Origin of the sequence: Nocardioides rubriscoriae (assembly GCF_008087085.1) — a bacterium.
In the GTDB taxonomy this organism is placed as follows: domain Bacteria; phylum Actinomycetota; class Actinomycetes; order Propionibacteriales; family Nocardioidaceae; genus Nocardioides; species Nocardioides rubriscoriae.
The window spans coordinates 86,615-107,216 of the sequence record NZ_VIYJ01000009.1 but is presented as its reverse complement, the minus strand read 5'-3'; the positions used below and the strand labels follow the sequence as shown (position 1 = coordinate 107,216).

At 71.8% G+C, this 20,602-nt stretch carries 18 protein-coding genes; 12 read left to right on the top strand and 6 right to left on the bottom strand.

The window, feature by feature from the left end; genetic code table 11:
• Positions 1-6: 6 nt before the first annotated feature.
• From FZC61_RS16710 to FZC61_RS16700, 3 genes are read right to left on the bottom strand one after another with little or no spacing between them, the layout of a single operon-like run.
• Positions 7-1,146 carry an aminotransferase class I/II-fold pyridoxal phosphate-dependent enzyme gene (locus FZC61_RS16710; protein WP_148615305.1) on the bottom strand — a complete coding sequence of 380 codons (1,140 nt, stop codon included), beginning with the start codon at positions 1,144-1,146 and terminating at the stop codon, positions 7-9.
• Positions 1,147-1,168: 22 nt separating this feature from the next.
• A complete protein-coding gene (locus tag FZC61_RS16705) occupies positions 1,169-3,157 on the bottom strand; it encodes an oxidoreductase (RefSeq protein WP_425465824.1) in 1,989 nt (662 codons plus the stop codon).
• Positions 3,154-3,684 carry a PadR family transcriptional regulator gene (locus tag FZC61_RS16700; protein ID WP_148615304.1) on the bottom strand — a complete coding sequence of 177 codons (531 nt, stop codon included), beginning with the start codon at positions 3,682-3,684 and terminating at the stop codon, positions 3,154-3,156. Before FZC61_RS16700 ends, FZC61_RS16705 begins: the two co-directional genes overlap by 4 nt.
• Before the next feature lie 94 nt (positions 3,685-3,778).
• Between FZC61_RS16700 and FZC61_RS16695 the strand changes: the two genes are divergently transcribed.
• The 7 genes from FZC61_RS16695 to FZC61_RS16665 all read left to right on the top strand — a co-directional run bounded on the left by FZC61_RS16695 (position 3,779) and on the right by FZC61_RS16665 (position 10,052).
• Positions 3,779-4,951: a CaiB/BaiF CoA transferase family protein gene (locus tag FZC61_RS16695; protein ID WP_148615303.1), complete on the top strand. Its 1,173-nt coding sequence runs from the start codon at positions 3,779-3,781 to the stop codon at positions 4,949-4,951.
• A gap of 43 nt (positions 4,952-4,994) precedes the next feature.
• Positions 4,995-5,876, top strand: a complete 882-nt coding sequence (locus tag FZC61_RS16690; RefSeq protein WP_148615302.1) for an ABC transporter substrate-binding protein — start codon at positions 4,995-4,997, stop codon at positions 5,874-5,876.
• Positions 5,877-5,878: 2 nt separating this feature from the next.
• A complete protein-coding gene (locus tag FZC61_RS16685) occupies positions 5,879-6,751 on the top strand; it encodes an amino acid ABC transporter permease (protein WP_211357296.1) in 873 nt (290 codons plus the stop codon).
• The gene (locus tag FZC61_RS16680) at positions 6,748-7,515 is read left to right on the top strand and encodes an amino acid ABC transporter ATP-binding protein (RefSeq protein ID WP_148615301.1); all 768 of its coding nucleotides are present in this window, start codon (positions 6,748-6,750) and stop codon (positions 7,513-7,515) included. Before FZC61_RS16685 ends, FZC61_RS16680 begins: the two co-directional genes overlap by 4 nt.
• A gap of 41 nt (positions 7,516-7,556) precedes the next feature.
• Positions 7,557-9,008 carry a flavin-containing monooxygenase gene (locus tag FZC61_RS16675; protein ID WP_148615300.1) on the top strand — a complete coding sequence of 484 codons (1,452 nt, stop codon included), beginning with the start codon at positions 7,557-7,559 and terminating at the stop codon, positions 9,006-9,008.
• Between the two features lie 98 nt (positions 9,009-9,106).
• Complete coding sequence (locus FZC61_RS16670; RefSeq protein WP_148615299.1) at positions 9,107-9,301, top strand: CsbD family protein; 195 nt, start codon at positions 9,107-9,109, stop codon at positions 9,299-9,301.
• Positions 9,302-9,350: 49 nt separating this feature from the next.
• Complete coding sequence (locus FZC61_RS16665) at positions 9,351-10,052, top strand: type II CAAX endopeptidase family protein (protein ID WP_246142749.1); 702 nt, start codon at positions 9,351-9,353, stop codon at positions 10,050-10,052.
• 212 nt (positions 10,053-10,264) lie between these two features.
• Here the strand turns inward: FZC61_RS16665 and FZC61_RS16660 are convergent, their stop codons facing one another.
• The gene (locus FZC61_RS16660; RefSeq protein WP_148615298.1) at positions 10,265-11,158 is read right to left on the bottom strand and encodes an NAD(P)H-binding protein; all 894 of its coding nucleotides are present in this window, start codon (positions 11,156-11,158) and stop codon (positions 10,265-10,267) included.
• 191 nt (positions 11,159-11,349) lie between these two features.
• Here FZC61_RS16660 and FZC61_RS16655 point away from each other — a divergent pair, with 191 nt between their 5' ends.
• The 3 genes from FZC61_RS16655 (at position 11,350) to FZC61_RS16645 (ending at position 14,521) form a co-directional block, all read left to right on the top strand.
• Positions 11,350-12,867, top strand: a complete 1,518-nt coding sequence (locus FZC61_RS16655; protein WP_246142748.1) for a DEAD/DEAH box helicase — start codon at positions 11,350-11,352, stop codon at positions 12,865-12,867.
• A gap of 189 nt (positions 12,868-13,056) precedes the next feature.
• Positions 13,057-13,692, top strand: a complete 636-nt coding sequence (locus tag FZC61_RS16650; protein WP_211357295.1) for a TlpA family protein disulfide reductase — start codon at positions 13,057-13,059, stop codon at positions 13,690-13,692.
• 28 nt (positions 13,693-13,720) lie between these two features.
• Positions 13,721-14,521, top strand: coding sequence for a cytochrome c biogenesis CcdA family protein (locus tag FZC61_RS16645; RefSeq protein ID WP_211357294.1), 801 nt, complete (start codon positions 13,721-13,723; stop codon positions 14,519-14,521).
• Positions 14,522-14,547: 26 nt separating this feature from the next.
• Here the strand turns inward: FZC61_RS16645 and FZC61_RS16640 are convergent, their stop codons facing one another.
• Positions 14,548-15,249 carry a MerR family transcriptional regulator gene (locus FZC61_RS16640; protein ID WP_148615297.1) on the bottom strand — a complete coding sequence of 234 codons (702 nt, stop codon included), beginning with the start codon at positions 15,247-15,249 and terminating at the stop codon, positions 14,548-14,550.
• 135 nt (positions 15,250-15,384) lie between these two features.
• On the opposite strand from FZC61_RS16640, the gene FZC61_RS16635 reads away from it, so the two are divergent.
• Together FZC61_RS16635 and FZC61_RS16630 are read left to right on the top strand one after the other, a co-directional pair.
• Positions 15,385-16,596: an acetyl-CoA C-acetyltransferase gene (locus FZC61_RS16635; RefSeq protein WP_148615296.1), complete on the top strand. Its 1,212-nt coding sequence runs from the start codon at positions 15,385-15,387 to the stop codon at positions 16,594-16,596.
• A gap of 150 nt (positions 16,597-16,746) precedes the next feature.
• Positions 16,747-18,957 carry a 3-hydroxyacyl-CoA dehydrogenase NAD-binding domain-containing protein gene (locus tag FZC61_RS16630; protein ID WP_148615295.1) on the top strand — a complete coding sequence of 737 codons (2,211 nt, stop codon included), beginning with the start codon at positions 16,747-16,749 and terminating at the stop codon, positions 18,955-18,957.
• A gap of 78 nt (positions 18,958-19,035) precedes the next feature.
• Here FZC61_RS16630 and FZC61_RS16625 read toward each other — a convergent pair whose 3' ends face one another.
• Positions 19,036-20,544, bottom strand: coding sequence for an MFS transporter (locus FZC61_RS16625; RefSeq protein ID WP_148615294.1), 1,509 nt, complete (start codon positions 20,542-20,544; stop codon positions 19,036-19,038).
• Between the last annotated feature and the right edge of the window lie 58 nt (positions 20,545-20,602).

Sequence of the window (20,602 nt, the reverse complement as noted above, 5' to 3'; positions counted from 1 at the left end):
GTCCGCTCAGGTCAGGGCGGTGGCGAGGCGATGAACGATCTCGGTCAGGCGCTCCGGGCTGGTCGCGAAGTTGAGCCGCACGTGACCGCCCAGGCCCGGCTGGTAGTCGTGGCCCGGCGCCAACCGCACCCGCCCTCGCTCGAGCGCCACGGCCGCCGGGTCGTCGTGGCCGTAGGCCCGCAGGTCGATCCACGCGAGGTACGTCGCCTCGACCGGTCGCAGCCGGGCCAGCGGCAGGTGCTCGGCGAGGAGCGCGACGAGCAGGTCGCGCTGGGCCGCGAGGCGCCTTCGCAGGGCGGCCAACCAGTCGTCGCCGTGCGTGTAGGCGGCGACCGAGGCCTCGACGCCCAGCACCGACCACGAGTCGTTGCGCGCCATGGGCACCTCGGCGAGCGCGGTGTGCAGCCGGTCGGAGGCGGTCACCAGCTGGGCGCACTTGAGGCCGGCGATGTTGAAGCCCTTGGACGCCGCCACGACCGCGACCGCGTGGTCCGCGGTGCCCTCGACGTCGAGGTAGGACACGTGCTCGCGCCCGTCGAGCACGAGCGGGGCGTGGATCTCGTCGGAGACCACGAACGCCCCGTGGCGCTCGACGACGTCGCGCACGCCCTCCAGCTCGGCACGCGTGAAGGCGCGGCCCCAGGGGTTGTGCGGCTGGGTGAGCAGCAGCACCCGGGCGCCGTCGGCGAGGAGGCGGTCGAGCCGGTCGAGGTCCAGCTCGGCCCGCTCGGCGTCGGGGTCCACGACCAGGTCGTGGCGCCGGCGCCCGGTGATCTCGGCGATCGCGAGCTGCGGGCTGTAGCCGGGCACCGGGAAGACCAGCCCGCCGGCCGGCGCGACCGTGTCGAGCACCAGCCGCACCCCGGCCGTCACGTCGACCGTCGGCAGCACCTTCACGGGATCGACGGTGGACCCCAGCTGACGGTGCGCGAAGCCGGCGTACGCCTCGCCGAGCGGGCCACCCGGGCCGAAGCGCGGGTAGCCGGTCATCCCGGCCGACACGGCGCGGTGCAGCGCCTCGACCACCGGCTCGGCGACCGCGTAGTCCATCTCGGCCACCCACGCGGGCAGCACGTCGGGCTCGACCTCGCCCCACTTGCACACCAGCGCGGCTCGGGCCTCGTCGTCGGTCAGGTCGCGGATCACGAGCCCAACCTACGATCCGGCGTCAGAGGGCGGCGACCAACCGGGTCGCCTGCTCGATGGCTCGCTTGGCGTCGAGCTCGGCGGCGACGTCGGCGCCGCCGACCACGTGGCGGCCGTCGGCGACCAGGTCGCGCACCGACTCCTGGCCGGCGCAGACCACGACGGTGTCGGCCGCGACGACGCGCGGCTGCCCGTCGACCAGCAGGTGCAGGCCCTCGTCGTCGATCCGCACGTACGTCGCCCCGCTGACCTGGGTGACCCCGCTCTGCTTGAGCACGGCGCGGTGGGCCCAGCCCGAGGTCTTGCCGAGGTCGACGCCGATCGGGGTCGAGCGGCGCTGCACGAGCGTGACCTCGCGCAGGGGCTCGCGCGGCTTGGGCTCGGTCAGCCCGCCGGCGTGCAGCGACGGGTCGCCGACGCCCCAGTGCGCTTTCCAGTCCTCGAGCGTCTCGGGCTGGTGGGTCAGCCACACGCTCACGTCGACGCCGATGCCGCCGGCCCCGACGACCGCGACCCGACGACCGGGCACGACGTGCCCGGCCAGCACGTCGGCGTACGACGCGACGCTGGGGTGGTCGATGCCGTCGATGGCGGGCACCCGGGGGACGACGCCGGTGGCGACGACCACCTCGTCGAAGCCCGCGAGCTCGGCGTCGGTGGCCTCGGTCGACAGGCGCAGGTCGACGCCGAGCACCTCGAGGCGACGGGTGAAGTAGCGCAGCGTCTCGGCGAAGTCCTCCTTGCCGGGCACGGCCATCGCCAGCCGGAACTGCCCGCCGAGGCTGTCCGAGCGCTCGAAGAGCGTGACCGCGAAGCCGCGCTCGGCCGCGGCGGTGGCCGCGGCGAGCCCGGCCGGGCCGGCCCCGACGACCGCGACGGTGGACCGCCGGCGGGTGGGGGCGAGCACCAGGGTCGTCTCGCGGCAGGCGCGCGGGTTGACCAGGCAGGACGCTTTCTGGTTCTGGAACACGTGGTCGAGGCACGCCTGGTTGCAGCCGATGCAGGTGTTGATCTCGTCGGCGCGACCCGCCGCGGCCTTGGCCACGAAGTCGGGGTCGGCCAGCAGCGGCCGCGCCATCGAGACCAGGTCGGCCTGGCCCTCGGCGAGGATCGCTTCGGCCATCTCGGGGCTGTTGATGCGGTTGCTCGCGCACACCGGCACCGACACCGCGGCCTTGAGGCGGGCGGTCGCGTCACGCCAGGCGCCCTGCGGCACCTGGGTGATGATCGTCGGCACCCGCGCCTCGTGCCAGCCGATGCCGGTGTTGAGCACCGTCACCCCGACCTCCTCGAGGCCGTGGGCCAGTGCGACGACCTCGTCCCAGGTCTGGCCGCCCTCGACGAGGTCGAGCAGCGAGATCCGGTACATGATCGGGAAGTCGCCGCCCACGAGCTCGCGGGCCCGGCGTACGACCTCGAGCGGGAAGCGCATCCGCTTGTCGGCGCTGCCGCCCCACGCGTCGGTGCGGTCGTTGGTGCGCGCCGCTAGGAACTGGTTGATGAGGTAGCCCTCGGAGCCCATGACCTCGACGGCGTCGTACCCGGCCTTGCGCGCGAGCGCGACCGACCGCGCGAAGGCGGTGGCGGTGCGGTCGACGCCGCGGCTCGAGAGCGCGGAGGGCCGGAACGGCGTGATCGGGCTCTTGTGGTTGCTCGCCGAGACCGACAGCGGGTGGTAGCCGTAGCGGCCCGCGTGCAGCACCTGCAGCGCGATGGCGCCGCCCTCGTCGTGGACCGCGCCGGTGACGTCGCGGTGGCGCATCGCCTGCAGGCGCGTGGTCATCTCGGAGGCGAAGGGCTTGAGCCAGCCTCGCTTGGTGGGCGCGTAGCCGCCGGTGACGATGAGGCCGACCCCGCCGCGGGCGCGCTCGGCGTAGTAGGCCGCGAGCTCGTCGAGGTGACGCACGCTGTCCTCGAGCCCGGTGTGCATCGAGCCCATGACCACGCGGTTGCGCAGGGTCAGGCCGCCGAGGTCGATCGGCTGCATCAGGTGGGGGTAGTGGGCGTTCACGAGTGGGCCTCCAGGTAGTCGGTGAGCCACGCGACCCAGGTCTCCTCCATGAGGATCCCGCCGCGCAGCACGAGGTGGTGGTCGAGGTCGATCCCGCTCAGCTGCTCGGGTCGGGGGTAGTCGCGCTTCTCGAGCTGTCGGTAGTGGTCGAGCCGGGTGGCGTGGTCGGCCAGGTTGGCGCGTACGACGTCGAGCACCGCCGCGCGGTCGCCGAAGGACGCGCCGCGCATCTTGACCGCGAGCTCGCTGCGCATGGGCGCGGCCTCCACCGGCTCGGCGAGCCAGTCGGCCAGGGCCTGCTCGCCCAGCGGACTCACGGCGTAGACCTTCTTGGTGGGGCGGCCGTCCTGCTCGACCTCGGTCACCACGACCCAGCCGTCGCGGTCCATCCGGCCCAGCACCTTGTAGATCTGCTGGTGTGTCGCGGACCAGAAGAACCCGATCGACCGCTCGAAGCGCCGGGCCAGCTCGAGCCCCGACGCCGGCCGCTCGCGCAGCGCCACCATCAACGCGTGCTCAAGGGCCATGCGGGTCAGCCTGGCAGACCTATGCAACGAGTTGCAAGCCTGCGCCCACGGACCGTGACAGCAGAACTGGCAACGTCGTGGCAGGATCGCGCTCATGAGCGAGCAGAACGGGCAGACGATCGAGCTGGGGCAGGGCACCGGACCGCTGAAGGGCGTCAAGGTCGTGGAGATCGCCGGCATCGGGCCGGGCCCGCACGCGTGCATGATCCTGGCCGACCTCGGGGCCGACGTGATCCGTGTCGAGCGGCCGGGCGGCCAGGCCTTGGCCGGCGGCAAGACCATGCTGCTCAACCGCGGCCGGCCCAGCGTTGCGCTCGACCTCAAGAACCCCGAGGCCCGCCAGGTCGTCCTCGACCTGGTCGCCGACGCCGACGTGCTCGTCGAGGGCATGCGCCCGGGCGTCACCGAGCGCCTGGGCCTGGGGCCCGACGACTGCCGCGCCGTCAACCCGCGCCTGGTCTACGGCCGGATGACCGGTTGGGGCCAGACCGGGCCGCTCGCGCTCGCCGCCGGCCACGACATGAACTACATCGCCATCACCGGCGCGCTCTTCGGCCTGGGCCAGGACAAGAGCCGCCCGCACTTCCCGGCCAACCTGGTCGGCGACTTCGGCGGCGGCTCGACCTACCTCGTCATCGGGATCCTGGCCGCGCTGCTCGAGGCCAAGGTGTCGGGCCAGGGCCAGGTCGTCGACGCCGCGATCGTCGACGGCACCGCCCACCTCAACGCCATGACCAACGCGTTCGCCAACTCCGGCGGCTACCGCGAGGAGCGGGCGGCCAACCTGCTCGACGGCGGCGTGCCGTTCTACGACGTCTACGAGACCTCCGACGGCAAGCACATGAGCGTCGGGTCGCTCGAGCCGCAGTTCTTCGACGCGCTCGTCACCCTCCTCGGCGTCAAGGACACCTGCCCCGGCCAGGCCGACCTCGACCGCTACGACGAGATGCGCGAGGTCTTCACCACCACGTTCAAGCAGCGGACCCAGGCCGAGTGGATCGAGCTCTTCGAGGGCACCGACGCCTGCGTGGCCGGCATCATCCCGATCAGCGAGGCGCCCCAGCACCCCCACCTCGCGGCGCGCGGCACCTTCGTCGAGAAGGACGGCATGACCCAGCCGGTCCCGGCTCCCCGCTTCTCGCGCACCGAGGCGACCCTGACCCTGCCGCCGCCCGGCGCCGGCGAGCACACCCGCGCCGCGCTCACCGCCTGGGGCGTCGGCGACGTCGACGGCCTGCTCGAGCGGGGCGTGGCCGTCCAGGCCTGAACCTCGAGACCCCGGGCGACCGACGCGGCTCTACGATCTGGCCATGCACCGTCGTCGTCTCGCGCTCGTCACCCTGCCCCTGCTCGTCGGCGTCATCGCCTGCGCCCCGGTCGACGAGACCGACGACAGCGCCACCGACACGTCGAGCAACGACGCCTCCGCCCAGGCCGACGCCTGCGCCCCGGAGTCGCTGGCCCTCAAGACGCCCGGACAGCTCACCGTCGGCACCGACTCCCCGGCGTTCGAGCCGTGGTTCGTCGACGACGACCCCACCAACGCCAAGGGCTTCGAGTCGGCGGTCGCCTACGCCGTGGCCGACCAGCTCGGCTTCGACCAGGGCGACGTGAGCTGGGTGACCGTGCCTTTCAACAACTCCTACGCCCCGGGCGAGAAGACGTTCGACTTCGACATCAACCAGATCTCGATCACCCCCCAGCGCGCGAAGGTCGTCGACTTCTCCGACGGCTACTACTCCGCCGCGCAGGCCGTGATCACGCTGAAGGGCTCGCCCGTCGCCGACGTCACCAGCATCGCCGACCTCGCCGGCTACAAGCTCGGCGCCCAGACCGGTACGACGTCGCTGACCGCGATCCGCGACGTCATCGACCCCGACTCCGACCCGCTGGTCTTCGAGGACACCAACGCCGCCAAGCAGGCCCTGCAGAACGGCCAGGTCGACGCGATCCTCGCCGACCTGCCGACCGCCTTCTACATCAGCGCCGTCGAGATCGAGGGCAGCCAGATCATCGGGCAGTTCCAGCCCGAGACCGGCGAGCAGGAGGAGTTCGGCCTGCTGCTGGAGAAGGACAGCGCGCTCACGCCGTGCGTCGACCAGGCGCTCGCCGCGCTGCGCGAGGACGGCACGCTCGACCAGCTCGAGCAGCAGTGGCTGTCCGACGTCGTGGACGTCCCCGAGCTCTCCTGACGGTGAGCGACGCGACGCGTGCCCCGGAGGGCGGCTGGACCCCCAGCGCCCGCGAGCTCGAGCGCCGCCGCGTCCGCCGCCGGCAGCGCACCCGCTCCCTGCTCGTCGCGAGCACCGCGGTCGTCGTCGTGCTCGGCGGCCTCGCCGCGGTCGTCCTCACCTCGCCGGGCTGGCCGCGGTTCCAGGAGACGTTCCTCGACCTCGACGCCGCGAAGGAGTCGTTCCCCGCCATCCGCGACGGGTTCTGGCTCAACGTCAAGCTGTTCATGATCTGCGAGGTCTTCATCCTCGTGCTCGGGCTGCTCGTCGCGCTGGCCCGCTCGAGCCGCACCCCGCTCCTGACCCCGCTGCGGTTGCTCGCCGTCGTCTACGTCGACCTGTTCCGCGGCGTGCCCACCATCCTGCTGGTGCTCATGCTCGGCTTCGGGATGCCCGCGCTCCGCCTGCAGGGCCTGCCGACCAGCGGCTTCTTCTGGGCCGGCGTCGCCCTCGTGCTGTCGTACGGCGCCTACGTCGGCGAGGTCTTCCGCGCCGGCATCGACTCGGTCCACCCCTCCCAGGTCGCCAGCGCCGAGGCGCTGGCCCTCAGCCGCGCCCAGACCATGCGCCACGTCGTCGTCCCCCAGGCGGTGCGCCGTGTCGCGCCACCGCTGCTCAACGACTTCATCTCCCTGCAGAAGGACACCGCGCTGGTCTCGGTCGTGGCGGTCTTCGAGTCCGTCTTCGCCGCGCGCGACTACGCCGCCTACAACTTCAACTACACCTCCTACGTCGTGGTGTCGCTGTTCTTCATCGCCCTGACGATCCCGCTGGCGCGCTTCACCGACTGGCTCGGCCGTCGCGCGCTGCGCCGCGAGAGGGCGGGGGCCCGATGACCGACCTGGCGAAGACCCCGGGCCAGGACCCGGTCGCGCCGCTGCTCGAGGTCGAGGGCGTCCGCAAGGCCTACGGCGACCGCGTCGTGCTCGACGACGTCTGGCTCACCGTGCAGCCCCACGACGTGATCTGCCTGATCGGCTCGTCGGGCTCGGGCAAGTCGACGCTGCTGCGCTGCCTGGACCTGCTCGAGCCGATCGACGACGGCGTCATCCGGTTCCGGGGCCGCGAGATCTCCGACCCGCTGGTCGACCCGCGCGAGGTACGCCGCCACATCGGCATGGTGTTCCAGGCCTACAACCTGTTCCCGCACCTGTCGGTGCTCGACAACTGCACCCTCGCGCCGCGCCGCGTGCACGGCCTGGGCAGGGCCGAGGCCGAGGACCGCGCCCGCGACCTGCTGACGACGTTCGGGCTCGAGGAGCACATCGACAAGCACCCCGACCGCCTCTCGGGCGGCCAGCAGCAGCGCGTCGCGCTGGTGCGCGCGCTGTGCACCCGCCCGAGCCTGCTGCTGCTCGACGAGATCACCGCCGCGCTCGACCCCGAGCTGGTCGGGGAGGTGCTCACCATCGTGCGCCGCCTCGCCGAGGAGGGCACCACCATGGTGCTCGCCACCCACGAGATGGGGTTCGCGCGCGAGGTCGCGACCGCCGTGTGCTTCCTGCACCAGGGGCGCATCCTCGAGCGCGGCACGCCCGAGCAGATCTTCACCGAGCCCCGCGAGGAGCGCACGCGGACCTTCCTGCGTCGGGTGCTCTAGCGCCTATTGAACATCCGTCAACAAGGCCGTACCGTGGTCGCATGAGCACTCCAGAGCACGTCGACGTCCTCATCGTGGGCGCCGGCCTGAGCGGCATCGGCGCCGCCTGCCAGTTGAAGACCGCCCACCCCGGCCGCACGATCGCGCTGCTCGAGGCGCGCGAGGCCAGCGGCGGCACCTGGGACCTCTTCCGCTACCCCGGCATCCGCTCCGACTCCGACATGTTCACCTTCGGCTACAAGTGGCGCCCCTGGCCCAGCGACACCGCGCTGGCCGACGGTGCGCTGATCCTCGACTACGTGCGCACCGTCGCCGAGGAGTACGGCGTCGACAAGCTCATCCGCTACCGCTACAAGGTCACGGCCGCCAGCTGGGACAGCGAGACCGCCCGCTGGACGGTCACCATCGACCACGACGGTGCCCAGCTCACCATGACCGCCGGCTTCCTGTGGGGCGCCACCGGCTACTACGACTACGAGACCGGCCACGCGCCCGTCTTCCCCGGCCGCGAGGAGTTCGAGGCCGCCGGTGGGCAGGTCGTCTACCCCCAGTTCTGGCCCGAGGACCTCGACTACGCCGACAAGAAGGTCGTCGTCATCGGCTCGGGGGCGACCGCGGTGACGCTGGTGCCGTCGATGGCGCCCAAGGCCGCCAAGATCACCATGCTGCAGCGCACGCCGACCTACATCCTCCCGCAGCCCGGCAAGGACCCGCTGGCCGTGGCGCTGCGCCGGCTGCCCACCAAGGTCAGCTACCCGATCGTGCGCACCGCCAACATCGCCAAGCTGGTCGCCAACTACCAGCTCGCGCAGCGGCTCCCCGACGTGTCGAAGAAGCTCGTGCGCCGCTTCACCGAGCCGCAGCTGCCCGAGGGCATGTCCTACGACGAGCACTTCCAGCCGCCCTACAACGTGTGGGACCAGCGGCTGTGCGTCGTCCCCAACTCCGACCTGTTCCGCGCCCTGCGCTCGGGCGAGGCCGACGTCGTCACCGACACGATCGACACCTTCACCGCGACCGGCATCCGGCTGTCGTCGGGCCGCGAGCTCGAGGCCGACATCATCGTCAGCGCCACCGGGCTCAAGCTCAAGCTCTTCGGCGGCATCGACGTGACGGTCGACGGCCAGGCGTTCGTGCCCAGCGAGACCATGACCTACAAGGGCCTGATGGTCAGCGGCATCCCCAACTTCGTCTTCACCATCGGCTACACCAACGCCTCCTGGACCCTCAAGGCCGACCTCGTCGGCGAGTACGTCATCCGGCTGCTCGGCCACATGGACAAGACCGGCAAGAAGGCGGTCGTGCCGGTCAAGGACGACTCCGTGGGCGAGCGCCCCTTCATGGACCTCGCCTCCGGCTACGTCCAGCGCGCGCTCGACGGCCTGCCCCGTCAGGGCGACCGTGCCCCCTGGGCGCTGAAGCAGAACTACTACGTCGACGTCGCGACGATCCGCACCGGCAAGATCGACGACGGCGTGCTCCAGTTCACGTGACCTCCCGCTCCACGGGGTGGTCTGCGGTCGGGACCCCCGTGCTTGTGTGGAGGTGACGACGTCGTACGACGCGCCATCCGACTGAGAAGGAGCATGACGTGGGACTCGGAGACAAGATCAGCAACAAGGCCGAAGACCTCAAGGGCCAGGGCAAGGAAGCCACCGGCAAGGCCACCGGCAACGAGGACCTCGAGGCCGAGGGCAAGGGCGACCAGGCCTCCGCCTCGATCAAGGACGGCGTCGAGAAGGTCAAGGACGCAGCCTCGGACATCAAGGACGGACTGACGAAGTAACCACCGTCACCGCCTCCTCACCCCTCGCCGGTAGTTTCTACGGCGAGGGGTGAGTGTCGTGGTCAGGCAGTGGATGCAGCGGTCGTTGTGGGACGTCGTCCCGCGCGACCACCGGGACACCCCGGAGGCGTTGCGGCGCCGTCAGGTGATCACCGCGTGCTTCGTCGTGCTCGGCGCGATCGTGCTCGGGGTGCTGCTGCGCCTCGAGCAGGGCAGCACCCTGTTCGTCGTCATGTCGCTGGTGCTGGCCGCGGTCTGGACCGTCGGCGCCCTGGTGTCGGGCCCGCTCCACCTCGGCCGGATCGCGGTCAGGGACATGGAGGTCCGCCCGATCGTCCAGCCCCTCCTGCTCGGCGCGGCCCTCGCCGGGGTCTTCGTCGTGGGCGCCCTCGTGGTCCGAGAGATCGAGCCGCTGGCCGACCAGATCCGCAACGTGCTGGGCTTCGCCAGCGAGGGCTACCTGCCGGTGCTCGTCGTGGTCACCGCCGTCAACGGCGTCGCCGAGGAGCTCTTCTTCCGCGGGGCGGCCTACGCCGCCATCACCCGCCACCCGGTCGTGTGGACCACGGTCGCCTACACGATCGCCACGGCCGCGACCGGCAACATCATGCTCGCCTTCGCCGCGATCATCCTCGGCACGATCGTCGGACTGCAGCGACGCGCCTCCGGCGGGATCCTCGCCCCCATCATCACCCACTGCACGTGGTCGCTGACGATGCTCTTCGCGCTGCCCGCCATCTTCGGCGTCTGACTGTCTGGTCGCCTCCGGTCGGGGGCGGCGGTCACCCGCCGTCACCTGGTAGCGCGGCCGCCGGCCGGGTCCGGGCGGGCGCCCAGCCTCAGCGTCCCGACCTGCGGCTCCGTGCGGCCTGTGGTCGGCTTGGTAGTCAGTCGGGGCGCCGTTCTGCTGGTCGGGTCTGGCTCGTCGGCTCCGGGCGCGCGGCGGCTGTCCGTTCCTCAGGTCTACGCGCCGACCTTCGACTCCTCGATCGCCTGACGTACGGCGTCCTGGTAGGGGATCGTGTCGCCAGGGACGAGCTCGTGGATCGAGTCGTCGGTGACCACGACCTCGGTGGCCATCGAGTCGATGAGGTTCTTGGCCGTCGTGGTGTCGACGTCGGTGACGAAGGCGATCCAGTGCGACGAGAGCGAGGGCGTGAGCACGGGCACCGTGATGATCGGGACCCGCCGGCCCAGCATCACCTGCGCGGCCTGCTGCATCATCTCGAGATAGGTCAGCTGCTCGGGACCGCCGATCTCGAGCACCCGCCCGTACGCCGCCTCGTTGCCGATGACGCCGTCGAGGTAGCGGATCACGTCGTCGACGGCGATCGGCTGGGTGCGGGTGTTGACCCACTTGGGCACCACCATCGCCGGGAGGTTCTTGACCAGCTGGCGGGTGATCTCCCACGAGATGCCGCCCGCGCCGACGACGATCGCCGCGCGCAGCACCGTCACCGGTACGCCGCCCTCGGCGAGCTTGGTCTCGACCTCGCGGCGCGAGCGCAGGTGCGGCGAGAGCTCCTCGTCCTCGGCGCCGAGGCCACCGAGGTAGACGATCTGGCGGACCCCGCACTCCGCGGCGACCCGACCGAAGCGGACCGCGGCCTCGGCGTCCTTGCGCTCGAAGTCGTCGTCGTCGAGGGAGTGCACGAGGTAGACCGCTACGTCGACGCCCTGCAGGGCCGCGGTCAGCGAGTCGGCGTCGCCGACGTCGCCGCCGACGGGCGTGCCGGGGCCGTCGTAGTCGTCGGGTCGCCGCGTCATCGCGCGGACCTCGAGGCCTCGTGCCACCAGCACAGGCGTCAGACGACGACCCACGAAGCCGGTCGCACCCGTCACCAGCACAGTGGTCATCCCCACACCTTACGGAGTCCCGACGATGCAGGGGTTCACCCCGTCGCCCGATAGAGTCGGCGTCAGCAGCCCGTCCTGTCTTGCCTCGGGCTCCCGCGTTCGTCCCTCTGATCCACGGACCGCGCCCCTCCTCGTGAGGCTTGGCTTCTCCATCCCGCCGCCGGCGGGACAGCTTGGTGAGACACCCCGACGTGAGTGACTCCTCTGTGAATTCTGCATCTTCTGTGCCCTCCTTCTCCGACCTCCTTGTGCCGGACGAGCTCGTCTCGATCCTGACCGCACGCGGTATCACCACCCCCACCCCGATCCAGGCCGCGACGCTGCCCGACTCGCTCGCCGGCCGCGACGTGCTCGGCCGCGGCCGCACCGGATCCGGCAAGACCTACGCCTTCCTGCTGCCGCTGGTGACCCGCCTGATGCAGTCCGGCAAGCGCCCGGCCGCCGGCAAGCCGCGTGCCCTGATCCTGGCCCCGACGCGTGAGCTCGTCGGCCAGATCCAGGAGGCCCTGATCCCGCTGGCCGAGGCCACCGGGCTCACCACCCAGACCGTCTTCGGCGGCGTCGGCCAGAACCCCCAGGTCAACGGCCTGCGCCGTGGCGTCGACATCGTGCTGGCCTGCCCGGGCCGGCTCGAGGACCTCATCCAGCAGGGCCACTGCTCGCTGGCCAACATCGAGGTCACCATCCTCGACGAGGCCGACCACATGGCCGACCTGGGCTTCCTGCCCGCCGTACGCCGTCTGCTCGAGGCCACCCCGCGATCCGGCCAGCGGCTGCTCTTCTCGGCCACGCTCGACAACGCGATCGACGTGCTGGTCAAGAAGTTCCTGACCAACCCCACCGTCCACCAGGCCGACTCGGCGCAGTCGCCGGTCTCGACCATGGACCACCACGTGCTGCACCTGGCCCGCGAGCACCGCGTCTCGGTGCTGGTCGACCTGACCTCGGCCCCCGGCCGCACGGTCGTGTTCACCCGCACCAAGCACGGCGCCAAGGCCCTGGCCCGCCAGCTCAACAAGAGCGGCGTCCCCACGGTCGACCTGCACGGCAACCTCAGCCAGAACGCCCGCACCCGCAACATGGAGGCGTTCCACTCCGGCAAGGCCACCACGCTCGTCGCGACCGACATCGCCGCCCGCGGTATCCACGTCGACGACGTCGCCCTGGTCGTCCACGCCGACCCGCCCACCGAGCACAAGGCCTACCTGCACCGCTCGGGCCGCACCGCCCGCGCCGGTGCCGCCGGCACCGTGGTCACCCTGATGACCGACGAGCAGGTGCGCGACGTCCGTCAGCTCACCCGCGCCGCCGGCATCAAGCCGACGCTCACCAAGTTCACCGGCGCCAGCCACCCGGTCCTGGCCGAGCTCGCCCCCGGCGAGCGGGTCCTGGTCCCCGGCGGCCTCGAGCTCTCGGCCTCCGGCCAAGAGGTCCAGCCCGGCGGCAACGGCGGCCGCGGCAACGGTCGCAACCGCTCCGGTGGCGGCAACGGCGGCGCTCGGTCCGGCGGCGGTCGTCGCTCCGGTGGCGGTGCCCCCAAGACCGGTGGCGGCCCGGCCAAGCAGACCTCGACGCGCGGCGGCGCCAAGCCGGCCGCGGCCGGGTCGCGTCCGGCCGGCGGCGGCGCTCGCCGTCGCTCGGGTGCCGGTGCCCCGTCGGCGTCCTCGAGCGGCAGCCACTCGGCGTCGTCGTTCTCCGGGCGCCGCTGACCACCAGCGGCCCGTAGCCCCACAGACCCACGCCGGTCCCTCGTCTCGCCACGAGGGGCCGGCGTGCTGTGCGTGCTGGGCATGTGCTGCGTCGGGCGCCGTAAGCGAACGGCAAGGTCGTCGGCCCCCTGCCGTCACCAGCGATGCGTCATCCTCGACAGTGCCCCCAGCACCGTCAGGAGCGCCCCGATGACCCCTCCCTCCCCACGCCGCCGCGCCCGCACCCGCGCCGCGCTGGCCACCTCGCTCACCGTCCTGGTCCTGGCCGGGTGCGGCACGTCCTCCGAGGCCGGCTCGTCGGTGCCGAGCCCGGCGGTGCAGGCCTCGTCGACCGACGGGCCCGCGACGACCGACCCCGACCTCGACACGGGCTCGGCCCCGAGCGCCGGCCCCAGCTCCCCCGCTGCGGCCGACCCCGCCCCGGTCCCCGAGGCCCTGCAGTTCGAGGCCACCACGGTCGCCGGCGACACCTTCGACGGTGCGTCGGTCGCCGGGCGTCCGGTGGTGCTGTGGTTCTGGGCGCCGTGGTGCGCGGTCTGCAAGAGCCAGGCCCCCGAGGTCACCCAGCTCGCCGAGACCTACGGCGACCAGGTCGCCTTCGTCGGCGTCGGGTCGCTGTCCGACAGCGACGCGATCAAGACCTTCGCCGACGACGTCCCCGGCCCCACCCAGCTCAGCGACCCCGACGGAGCGCTCTACCAGCGCTTCGGGATCTCCGAGCAGTCGTCGTTCGTCGTGCTCGACGCCGACGGCCAGGAGGTCCTGCGCACCGGCTACGCCGACGACGACGCCCTCGCCGACACCGTCGCCGACCTCGCCGGCTGACCGGCCCGACCCCGCGACCGACCCCACGATGGACTCCGCGGCCCTGACGCTCGCCTTCACCGCCGGCGGGCTGGCCGCGCTCAACCCCTGCGGCTTCGCGCTCCTGCCGGCGTACCTCACCCTCGCCGTCCTGCCCGACGGCAGCGCCGCCAGTAGTGCCGGCACGACCGTGACCGTCGCGCGCCGCTCGCTGGCGGCCGTGGGTCGCGCGGTGGTCGCGACGGTGCTGATGACCGCCGGCTTCGTGCTGGTCTTCGGTGCCTTCGGCCTGGTCGTGCAGCCCGTCGCCTCCGGGGTGCAGGAGTACCTGCCCTACGTCACGGCGGCCACCGGCGTCCTGCTCGCGCTCGTCGGGCTGGTGCTGGTGCTGGGTCGCGAGCTGCGGCTGCCGGTCCTGCACCTGCGTCGCGCCGAGGGCCACGGCGCGGTGGCGACGTTCGGCTACGGGGTCGTCTACGCGGTCGCCTCGCTGACCTGCACCGTGGGTCCGTTCCTCGCGATCGTCGTGACCAGCCTGCGCGGCGACCAGGTCCTCGACGGGCTGGGCCTGTTCGTCACCTACGCCGCCGGCATGGGTGCGGTGGTCGGGCTGGCCGCGATCGCGGTGGCGCTGTCCTCCCAGGCCCTGCTGGGGCGCCTGCGCACCGCCGGACGCTGGCTGCCGCGGGTCACCGGCGTCCTGCTGCTCCTCGTCGGGCTCTACGTCGCCTGGTACGGCGGGTGGGAGGTGCGCGTCCTGCGCGGCGGCGACCCGGCCGACCCCGTCGTCGACACGGCCCTGCGCGCGCAGCGCTGGCTCAGCGAGCAGGTCGGCGCCCTGCTGCCCTGAGATCCAGGTGTCCAGGTGACCGGGGCTCAGCGGGGCCGCGCGGCGCCGCGGGCGGCCTTCGCCACGGCGTTCTCGTAGGCCGTGACCAGGCCGCCGACCGAGAGCGGCTTGAGGCGCTCCATGACCTCCTGGAAGCGCTCGGACTCGTCGGCGCCGTAGCGCGGCATGAGCTGGTCGGCGATCACCCGGTGCAGCTCCTCGGCCATCTGCCGGCCGTGGTCGAGGTAGACCGCGCGGGCCGCCTCGGCGACGTCGCGGGGGAAGCCGAGGTCGAGCAGGCGTACGCCGATGCCGAGCTGGGTGCGGGCCACCAGCAGCTGGTCGCCGCGGGTGCGCACGATGCCGAGCGCGGCCAGCGTGGCGACGTCCTCCTCTGACAGCGGGCGGCCGGCGCGCCGGTCGAGCTCGTCGCGCTCCATCTCGACGGGCAGGTCTGACTGCCACGGCGCGAGCATGGTGCGGGCCAGGGCGATGTCCTCGGGCTCGGCGTCGTCGGGCAGCCCCGAGACGTAGCGCTCGATGGCCGAGAGCGTGAAGCCGTGCTCCTGCAGCTCCTGGACCAGCTCGAGGCGCGCGACGTGGTCGTCGGAGTAGTAGCCCGACCGGCCCTGGCGGATCGGCGGCGGCACGAGACCGCGGGAGGTGTAGAAGCGCACGTTGCGCACCGACAGCCCCACCCGCTCGCAGAGCTCGTCGAGGGTCATCAGCCCGCTGGGTGCCTGTGGCACGACGTGACCCCTCTCACTCCGCGTACGGTCTCGGCTTTCCTTGACGACAGTGACAGTATTGGTGTCACAATCGCGGTGAGCAAGCACCCCCACCCCCGCGACTCCAGCAAACTCGCCAGCAATCTGAGGACGGTCATGGCAGAAGCATTCGTGTACGACCACCTGCGCACCCCGCGCGGCAAGGGCAAGGCAGCCGGTTCCCTCCACGAGGTGAAGCCGATCGACCTCATCGTCGGGCTCCTCGACGAGGTCAAGACCCGCAACCCCGGTCTCGACCCGGCCCGCGTCGACGACGTCGTGCTCGGTGTCGTGTCGCCGGTCGGCGAGCAGGGCGGCGACATCGCCAAGACCGCCGCGCTCGCCGCGGGCTACCCCGAGACCGTGGCGGGCGTGCAGCTCAACCGCTTCTGCGCCTCGGGCCTCGAGGCCGTCAACCAGGCCGCGGCCCGCATCCGCGGCGGCATGGAGGACCTCATCCTCGCCGGTGGCGTCGAGTCGATGTCCAACGTCGCCATGGGCTCCGACGGCGGCGCCTGGGCCCAGGACCCCGCCACCGCGCTCACCACCGGCTTCGTGCCGCAGGGCATCGGTGCCGACCTCATCGCGACCATCGAGGGCTGGAGCCGCGAGGACGTCGACACCTACGCCGCCGAGTCCCACCACCGCGCCGCCAAGGCGTGGGCCAACGGCTACTTCACCGACGCCGTCGTGCCGGTCCGCGACCGCAGCGGCCTGGTGATCCTCGACCACGACGAGACGATCCGCCCCGACACGAGCCCCGAGGGCCTCGGCGGGCTCAAGCCGAGCTTCGCCCAGATCGGCGCCGACGCCGGGTTCGACGACGTCGCGCTCGAGAAGTACCACTGGCTGGAGAAGATCAACCACGTCCACCACGCCGGCAACTCCTCGGGCATCGTCGACGGCGCGGCCCTCATGGCGATCGGCACCGAGCAGGTCGGCACCGACCTCGGCCTGACCCCGCGCGCCCGCATCGTCTCGATGGCCGTCAGCGGCGCCGACCCGACGATCATGCTCACCGGCCCCGCCCCGGCGGCGCGCAAGGCGCTGGCCAAGGCCGGCCTCGAGGTCGAGGACATCGACCTCTTCGAGATCAACGAGGCGTTCGCCGCCGTCGCCATGCGCTTCATGCGCGACATGGGCATCAGCCACGAGATCACCAACGTCAACGGTGGCGCCATCGCCATGGGCCACCCGCTCGGCGCGACCGGCGCGATGATCCTCGGCACCCTCATCGACGAGCTGGTCCGCCGCGACCAGAAGCGCGGCCTCGCCACGCTCTGCGTCGGCGGCGGCATGGGCATCGCCACCATCGTCGAGGTGGTCTGACCGAGGGACGAGGTCAGGCCACCTGAGGGTGGTCGAGCATCCGGTGTCGCGACTGAGCCTGCGAAGTCGCGAACCGGTGTCGAGACCTCTGAAGCCGATCCGCCCAGCCCTACCGACGACGTACGCCCCAAGACAGGAAGCCCTGAAGACATGAGCACCACCATTACCGAGACCACCTCGGCCGTGCGTTACGACAAGGACGCCGACCACATCGTCACCCTCACCCTGGACGACCCGAACCAGTCGGCCAACACCATGAACCAGCTCTACGTCGACTCGATGAAGGCTGCGGTCGACCGCCTCGAGGACGAGCTGGCCGCCGACCCCGACTCGATCAGCGGCGTCGTCGTCGCCAGCGCGAAGAAGACCTTCTTCGCCGGCGGCGACCTGCGCGAGATGGTCAAGGCCACCAAGGCCGACGCGGGCGACGTCTTCGCCCTCGCCGAGAGCGTCAAGGCGGCCCTGCGTCGCCTCGAGAAGCTGCCCAAGCCGGTCGTCGCCGCCATCAACGGCGCCGCGCTCGGCGGTGGCCTCGAGATCACCCTGGCCTGCAACCACCGCATCGCGGTCGACGACCCCAAGGTCGTCGTCGGCCTGCCCGAGGTCAGCCTCGGCCTGCTGCCCGGTGGCGGCGGGGTCACCCGCATCATCCGGATGTTCGGCCTGCAGAACGGCCTGATGGGCTTCCTGCTCGAGGGCAAGCAGTTCAAGGCCTCCGCCGCCAAGGAGCAGGGCCTCATCGACGAGCTCGTCGCGACCCAGGACGAGCTGCTGCCGGCCGCCAAGGCCTGGATCAAGGCCAATCCCGAGGCGAGCCAGAACCCCTGGGACGCCCCGGGCTACAAGATGCCCGGTGGCTCGGTGAAGTCGCCGGCCATCGCCGGCTTCCTGCCCGCCTTCCCGGCGCTGCTGCGCAAGCAGACCAAGGGCGCGGTCTACCCCGCCGCCCGCGCGATCCTGAGTGCCGCGGTCGAGGGCGCGAGCCGTGACTTCGACACTGCCAGCCGCATCGAGTCGCGCTACCTCACCAACCTGATCGTCAACCAGGGCTCGAAGAACATGATCCAGGCGTTCTTCTTCGACCTGCAGGCGATCAACTCCGGGGCACTGCGCCCGCAGGGCATCGAGCCGTGGAAGGCCACCAAGGTCGGCGTCCTCGGCGCCGGCATGATGGGCGCCGGTATCGCCTACTCCTGCGCCCGCGCCGGCATGCAGGTCGTGCTCAAGGACGTGGCGCTGGAGAACGCCGACAAGGGCAAGGCCTACTCCGAGAAGATCAACGCCAAGGCCGTCAGCCGCGGCAAGCTCACCCAGGAGAAGTCCGACGAGCTGCTCGCCCGCATCGTCGCCACCGACGACTACGCCGACCTGGCCGGCTGCGACCTGGTGATCGAGGCCGTCTTCGAGGACCCCTCGCTCAAGCACCAGGTCTTCGCCGAGGCGGCCAAGCACGTCAACCCCGACGCGCTGCTGTGCTCCAACACCAGCACCCTGCCGATCACCGAGCTCGCCGAGGGCGTCGACCGTCCGGCCGACTTCATCGGCCTGCACTTCTTCAGCCCCGTCGACAAGATGCCCCTCGTCGAGATCATCAAGGGTGAGAAGACCTCGGACGCCGCGCTGGCCAAGGCCTACGACGTGGTGCAGCAGATCAGGAAGACCCCGATCGTCGTCAACGACAGCCGTGGCTTCTACACCTCGCGGGTCATCGGCACCCAGGTCATGGAGGGCCTCGCCATGCTCGGCGAGGGCGCCTACCCCTACTCGATCGAGCGGGCGACCACCCAGGCCGGCTACCCGGTCGGCGTCCTGCAGCTGACCGACGAGCTCAACATGGAGCTGATGGCCAAGATCGAGAAGGCCTCGCGCGACGCCGCCGAGCGCGACGGGTCGACGTACGTCGAGCACCCGGGTGTCGCCGTGGTCAAGAAGATGATCGACCTGGGTCGCCCCTCGCGGCTCAAGGGCGCCGGCTTCTTCGACTACACCGACGGCCAGCGCGGCTCGGTGTGGCCCGGCCTGGCCGAGCAGTTCCCGCCGGCCGCCGAGCAGATCCCCTTCCAGGACATGAAGGACCGGATGCTCTTCGCCGAGGCGCTCGAGACGGCCAAGTGCTTCGAGGAGGGCGTCATCACCTCGGCCGCTGCCGCCAACATCGGCTCGATCATGGGCATCGGCTTCCCGCCCATGACCGGTGGTGCCGCGCAGTTCATGACCGGCTACGAGGGCGCCGACGGCGAGATCGGTCTGGCCGCCTTCGTCAAGCGCGCCGACGAGCTGGCCGCGGCCTACGGCGAGCGCTTCCAGCCCACGCAGTGGCTGCGCGACCTCGCGGCCTCGGGCGGTTCGTTCCCCGCCTGACCGGCCCTGCACGACGTACCGGCCCGCTCCCTCGACGAGGGAGCGGGCCGGTGTCGTCCGGGCGGGTCGCGTGCGCGCTCAGTGCACCAGCACCGGCTCGGCGTCCGGGTCGACCTCGAGCGCGCCATGCGGCAGGAGCAACGCCGAGACCACCGCACCCAGCGCGAAGACACCGGCGGCCCAGGTGAAGGCGGTCGTGTAGCTCTCGATCCCGGCCATCGCCTGCACCAGCGGGTCGGCCGGATTGCGACCGTCGAGGTAGTCGGTGGCGGCCGTGGCGGCCACGGCGCTGAGGACGGCGGTGCCGATCGAGCCGCCGATCTGCTGGAAGGTGTTGACCGCTGCGGACGCCACGCCGGCGTCGGCCCGGTCGACCCCGGCGGTGGCCGCACTGATCGAGGGGGCGATCACCAGGCCGATCCCGAGACCGAGCACGACCAGACCGGGGAACACGTCGGCCCAATAGGTGCTGTCGAGGCCGAGGCGGGTGAACAGGAACATGCCGACGGCACCGGTGGCGAACCCGACGGTGACCGGGACCTTCACCCCGAGACGGGTGACCACGGGAGCGGCCACCTGGGCTGCGACGACGATGCCGACGATCATCGGCAGGAACGAGACCCCGGTCTCGAGGGGCTGGTAGCCCAGCACGGTGGACAGGTAGTAGGTCAGGAACAGGAAGACCCCGAACATACCGGCGCCGACGAGACCGACGGCCACGAAGGAGCCCCCGCGCGTGCGGTCGAGCAGCACGCGCAGCGGGAGCAGCGGGTGCTCGACCCGGGCCTCGACCCAGGTGAAGAGCGCGAGCAGGACCACTCCGGCCGCGATGAACCCGAGGGTCGGTCCGCTGGACCAGCCGTCGGACTCGGCGTTGGCCAGGCCGTAGACGAGGGCCACGAGGCCCGAGACGCTCAGCGCCACGCCGGCCAGGTCGAGTCGCGGCTGGTCGGCCGGGCGCTGCTCCTTGCCCAGCAGCAGGACGGCGCCGACGACCGCGACGGCCGCGAGCGGCACGTTGACGTAGAGGCACCACCGCCAGGAGAGGTACTCGGTCAGCGCGCCGCCGAGGATGAGCCCGACGGCGCCGCCTGCACCCGAGATGGCGCCGAACACGGCGAAGGCGCGACCGCGCTCGGTGGGGTCGGTGAAGGTGACGGTGAGCAACGACAGGGCGGCCGGTGCCAGCAGTGCACCGAAGACCCCCTGGGCCGCCCGGGCGCCGACCAGGACCTCGAAGCTGGGGGCGGCGCCGCCCAGCGCCGAGGCGGCGGCGAAGCCGACCAGACCGGTGACGAACATGGGCTTGCGGCCGAGCCGGTCGCCGAGCCGGCCGCCGAGCAGCAGCAGCGAGCCGAACGCGAGGGCGTAGGCCGTCACGACCCACTGGCGGTCGTCGTTGGAGAACCCGAGCGCCTTCTGGGCGCTGGGCAAGGCGATGTTGACGATCGTCGCGTCCAGGACGACGACGATCTGGGCCAGCGAGACGACGCCGAGGACGAGCCACCTGGCGCGGGCCGACGTCGGCCCCGTCGCGGTGTCGGATGTCGCGGGGCCGGGGCTGGGTGGATCTGTCGTGATGGGCATCGGGGCTCCTTGGGTCCAAGTGGAAGGGCTATTCCGGTTATTGACGGTAGCACGAAAC

Excerpts from the sequence above, each read along its gene's own strand:
- FZC61_RS16625 (WP_148615294.1), bottom strand. The coding sequence starts at position 20,544 with ATGCCCATCACGACAGATCCACCCAGCCCCGGCCCCGCGACATCCGAC.
- FZC61_RS16660 (WP_148615298.1), bottom strand. The coding sequence starts at position 11,158 with ATGACCACTGTGCTGGTGACGGGTGCGACCGGCTTCGTGGGTCGTCGT.
- FZC61_RS16695 (WP_148615303.1), top strand. The coding sequence starts at position 3,779 with ATGAGCGAGCAGAACGGGCAGACGATCGAGCTGGGGCAGGGCACCGGA.
- FZC61_RS16680 (WP_148615301.1), top strand. The coding sequence starts at position 6,748 with ATGACCGACCTGGCGAAGACCCCGGGCCAGGACCCGGTCGCGCCGCTG.
- FZC61_RS16650 (WP_211357295.1), top strand. The coding sequence starts at position 13,057 with ATGACCCCTCCCTCCCCACGCCGCCGCGCCCGCACCCGCGCCGCGCTG.
- FZC61_RS16690 (WP_148615302.1), top strand. The coding sequence starts at position 4,995 with ATGCACCGTCGTCGTCTCGCGCTCGTCACCCTGCCCCTGCTCGTCGGC.
- FZC61_RS16700 (WP_148615304.1), bottom strand. The coding sequence starts at position 3,684 with ATGGCCCTTGAGCACGCGTTGATGGTGGCGCTGCGCGAGCGGCCGGCG.
- FZC61_RS16630 (WP_148615295.1), top strand. The coding sequence starts at position 16,747 with ATGAGCACCACCATTACCGAGACCACCTCGGCCGTGCGTTACGACAAG.
- FZC61_RS16635 (WP_148615296.1), top strand. The coding sequence starts at position 15,385 with ATGGCAGAAGCATTCGTGTACGACCACCTGCGCACCCCGCGCGGCAAG.
- FZC61_RS16645 (WP_211357294.1), top strand. The coding sequence starts at position 13,721 with ATGGACTCCGCGGCCCTGACGCTCGCCTTCACCGCCGGCGGGCTGGCC.
- FZC61_RS16675 (WP_148615300.1), top strand. The coding sequence starts at position 7,557 with ATGAGCACTCCAGAGCACGTCGACGTCCTCATCGTGGGCGCCGGCCTG.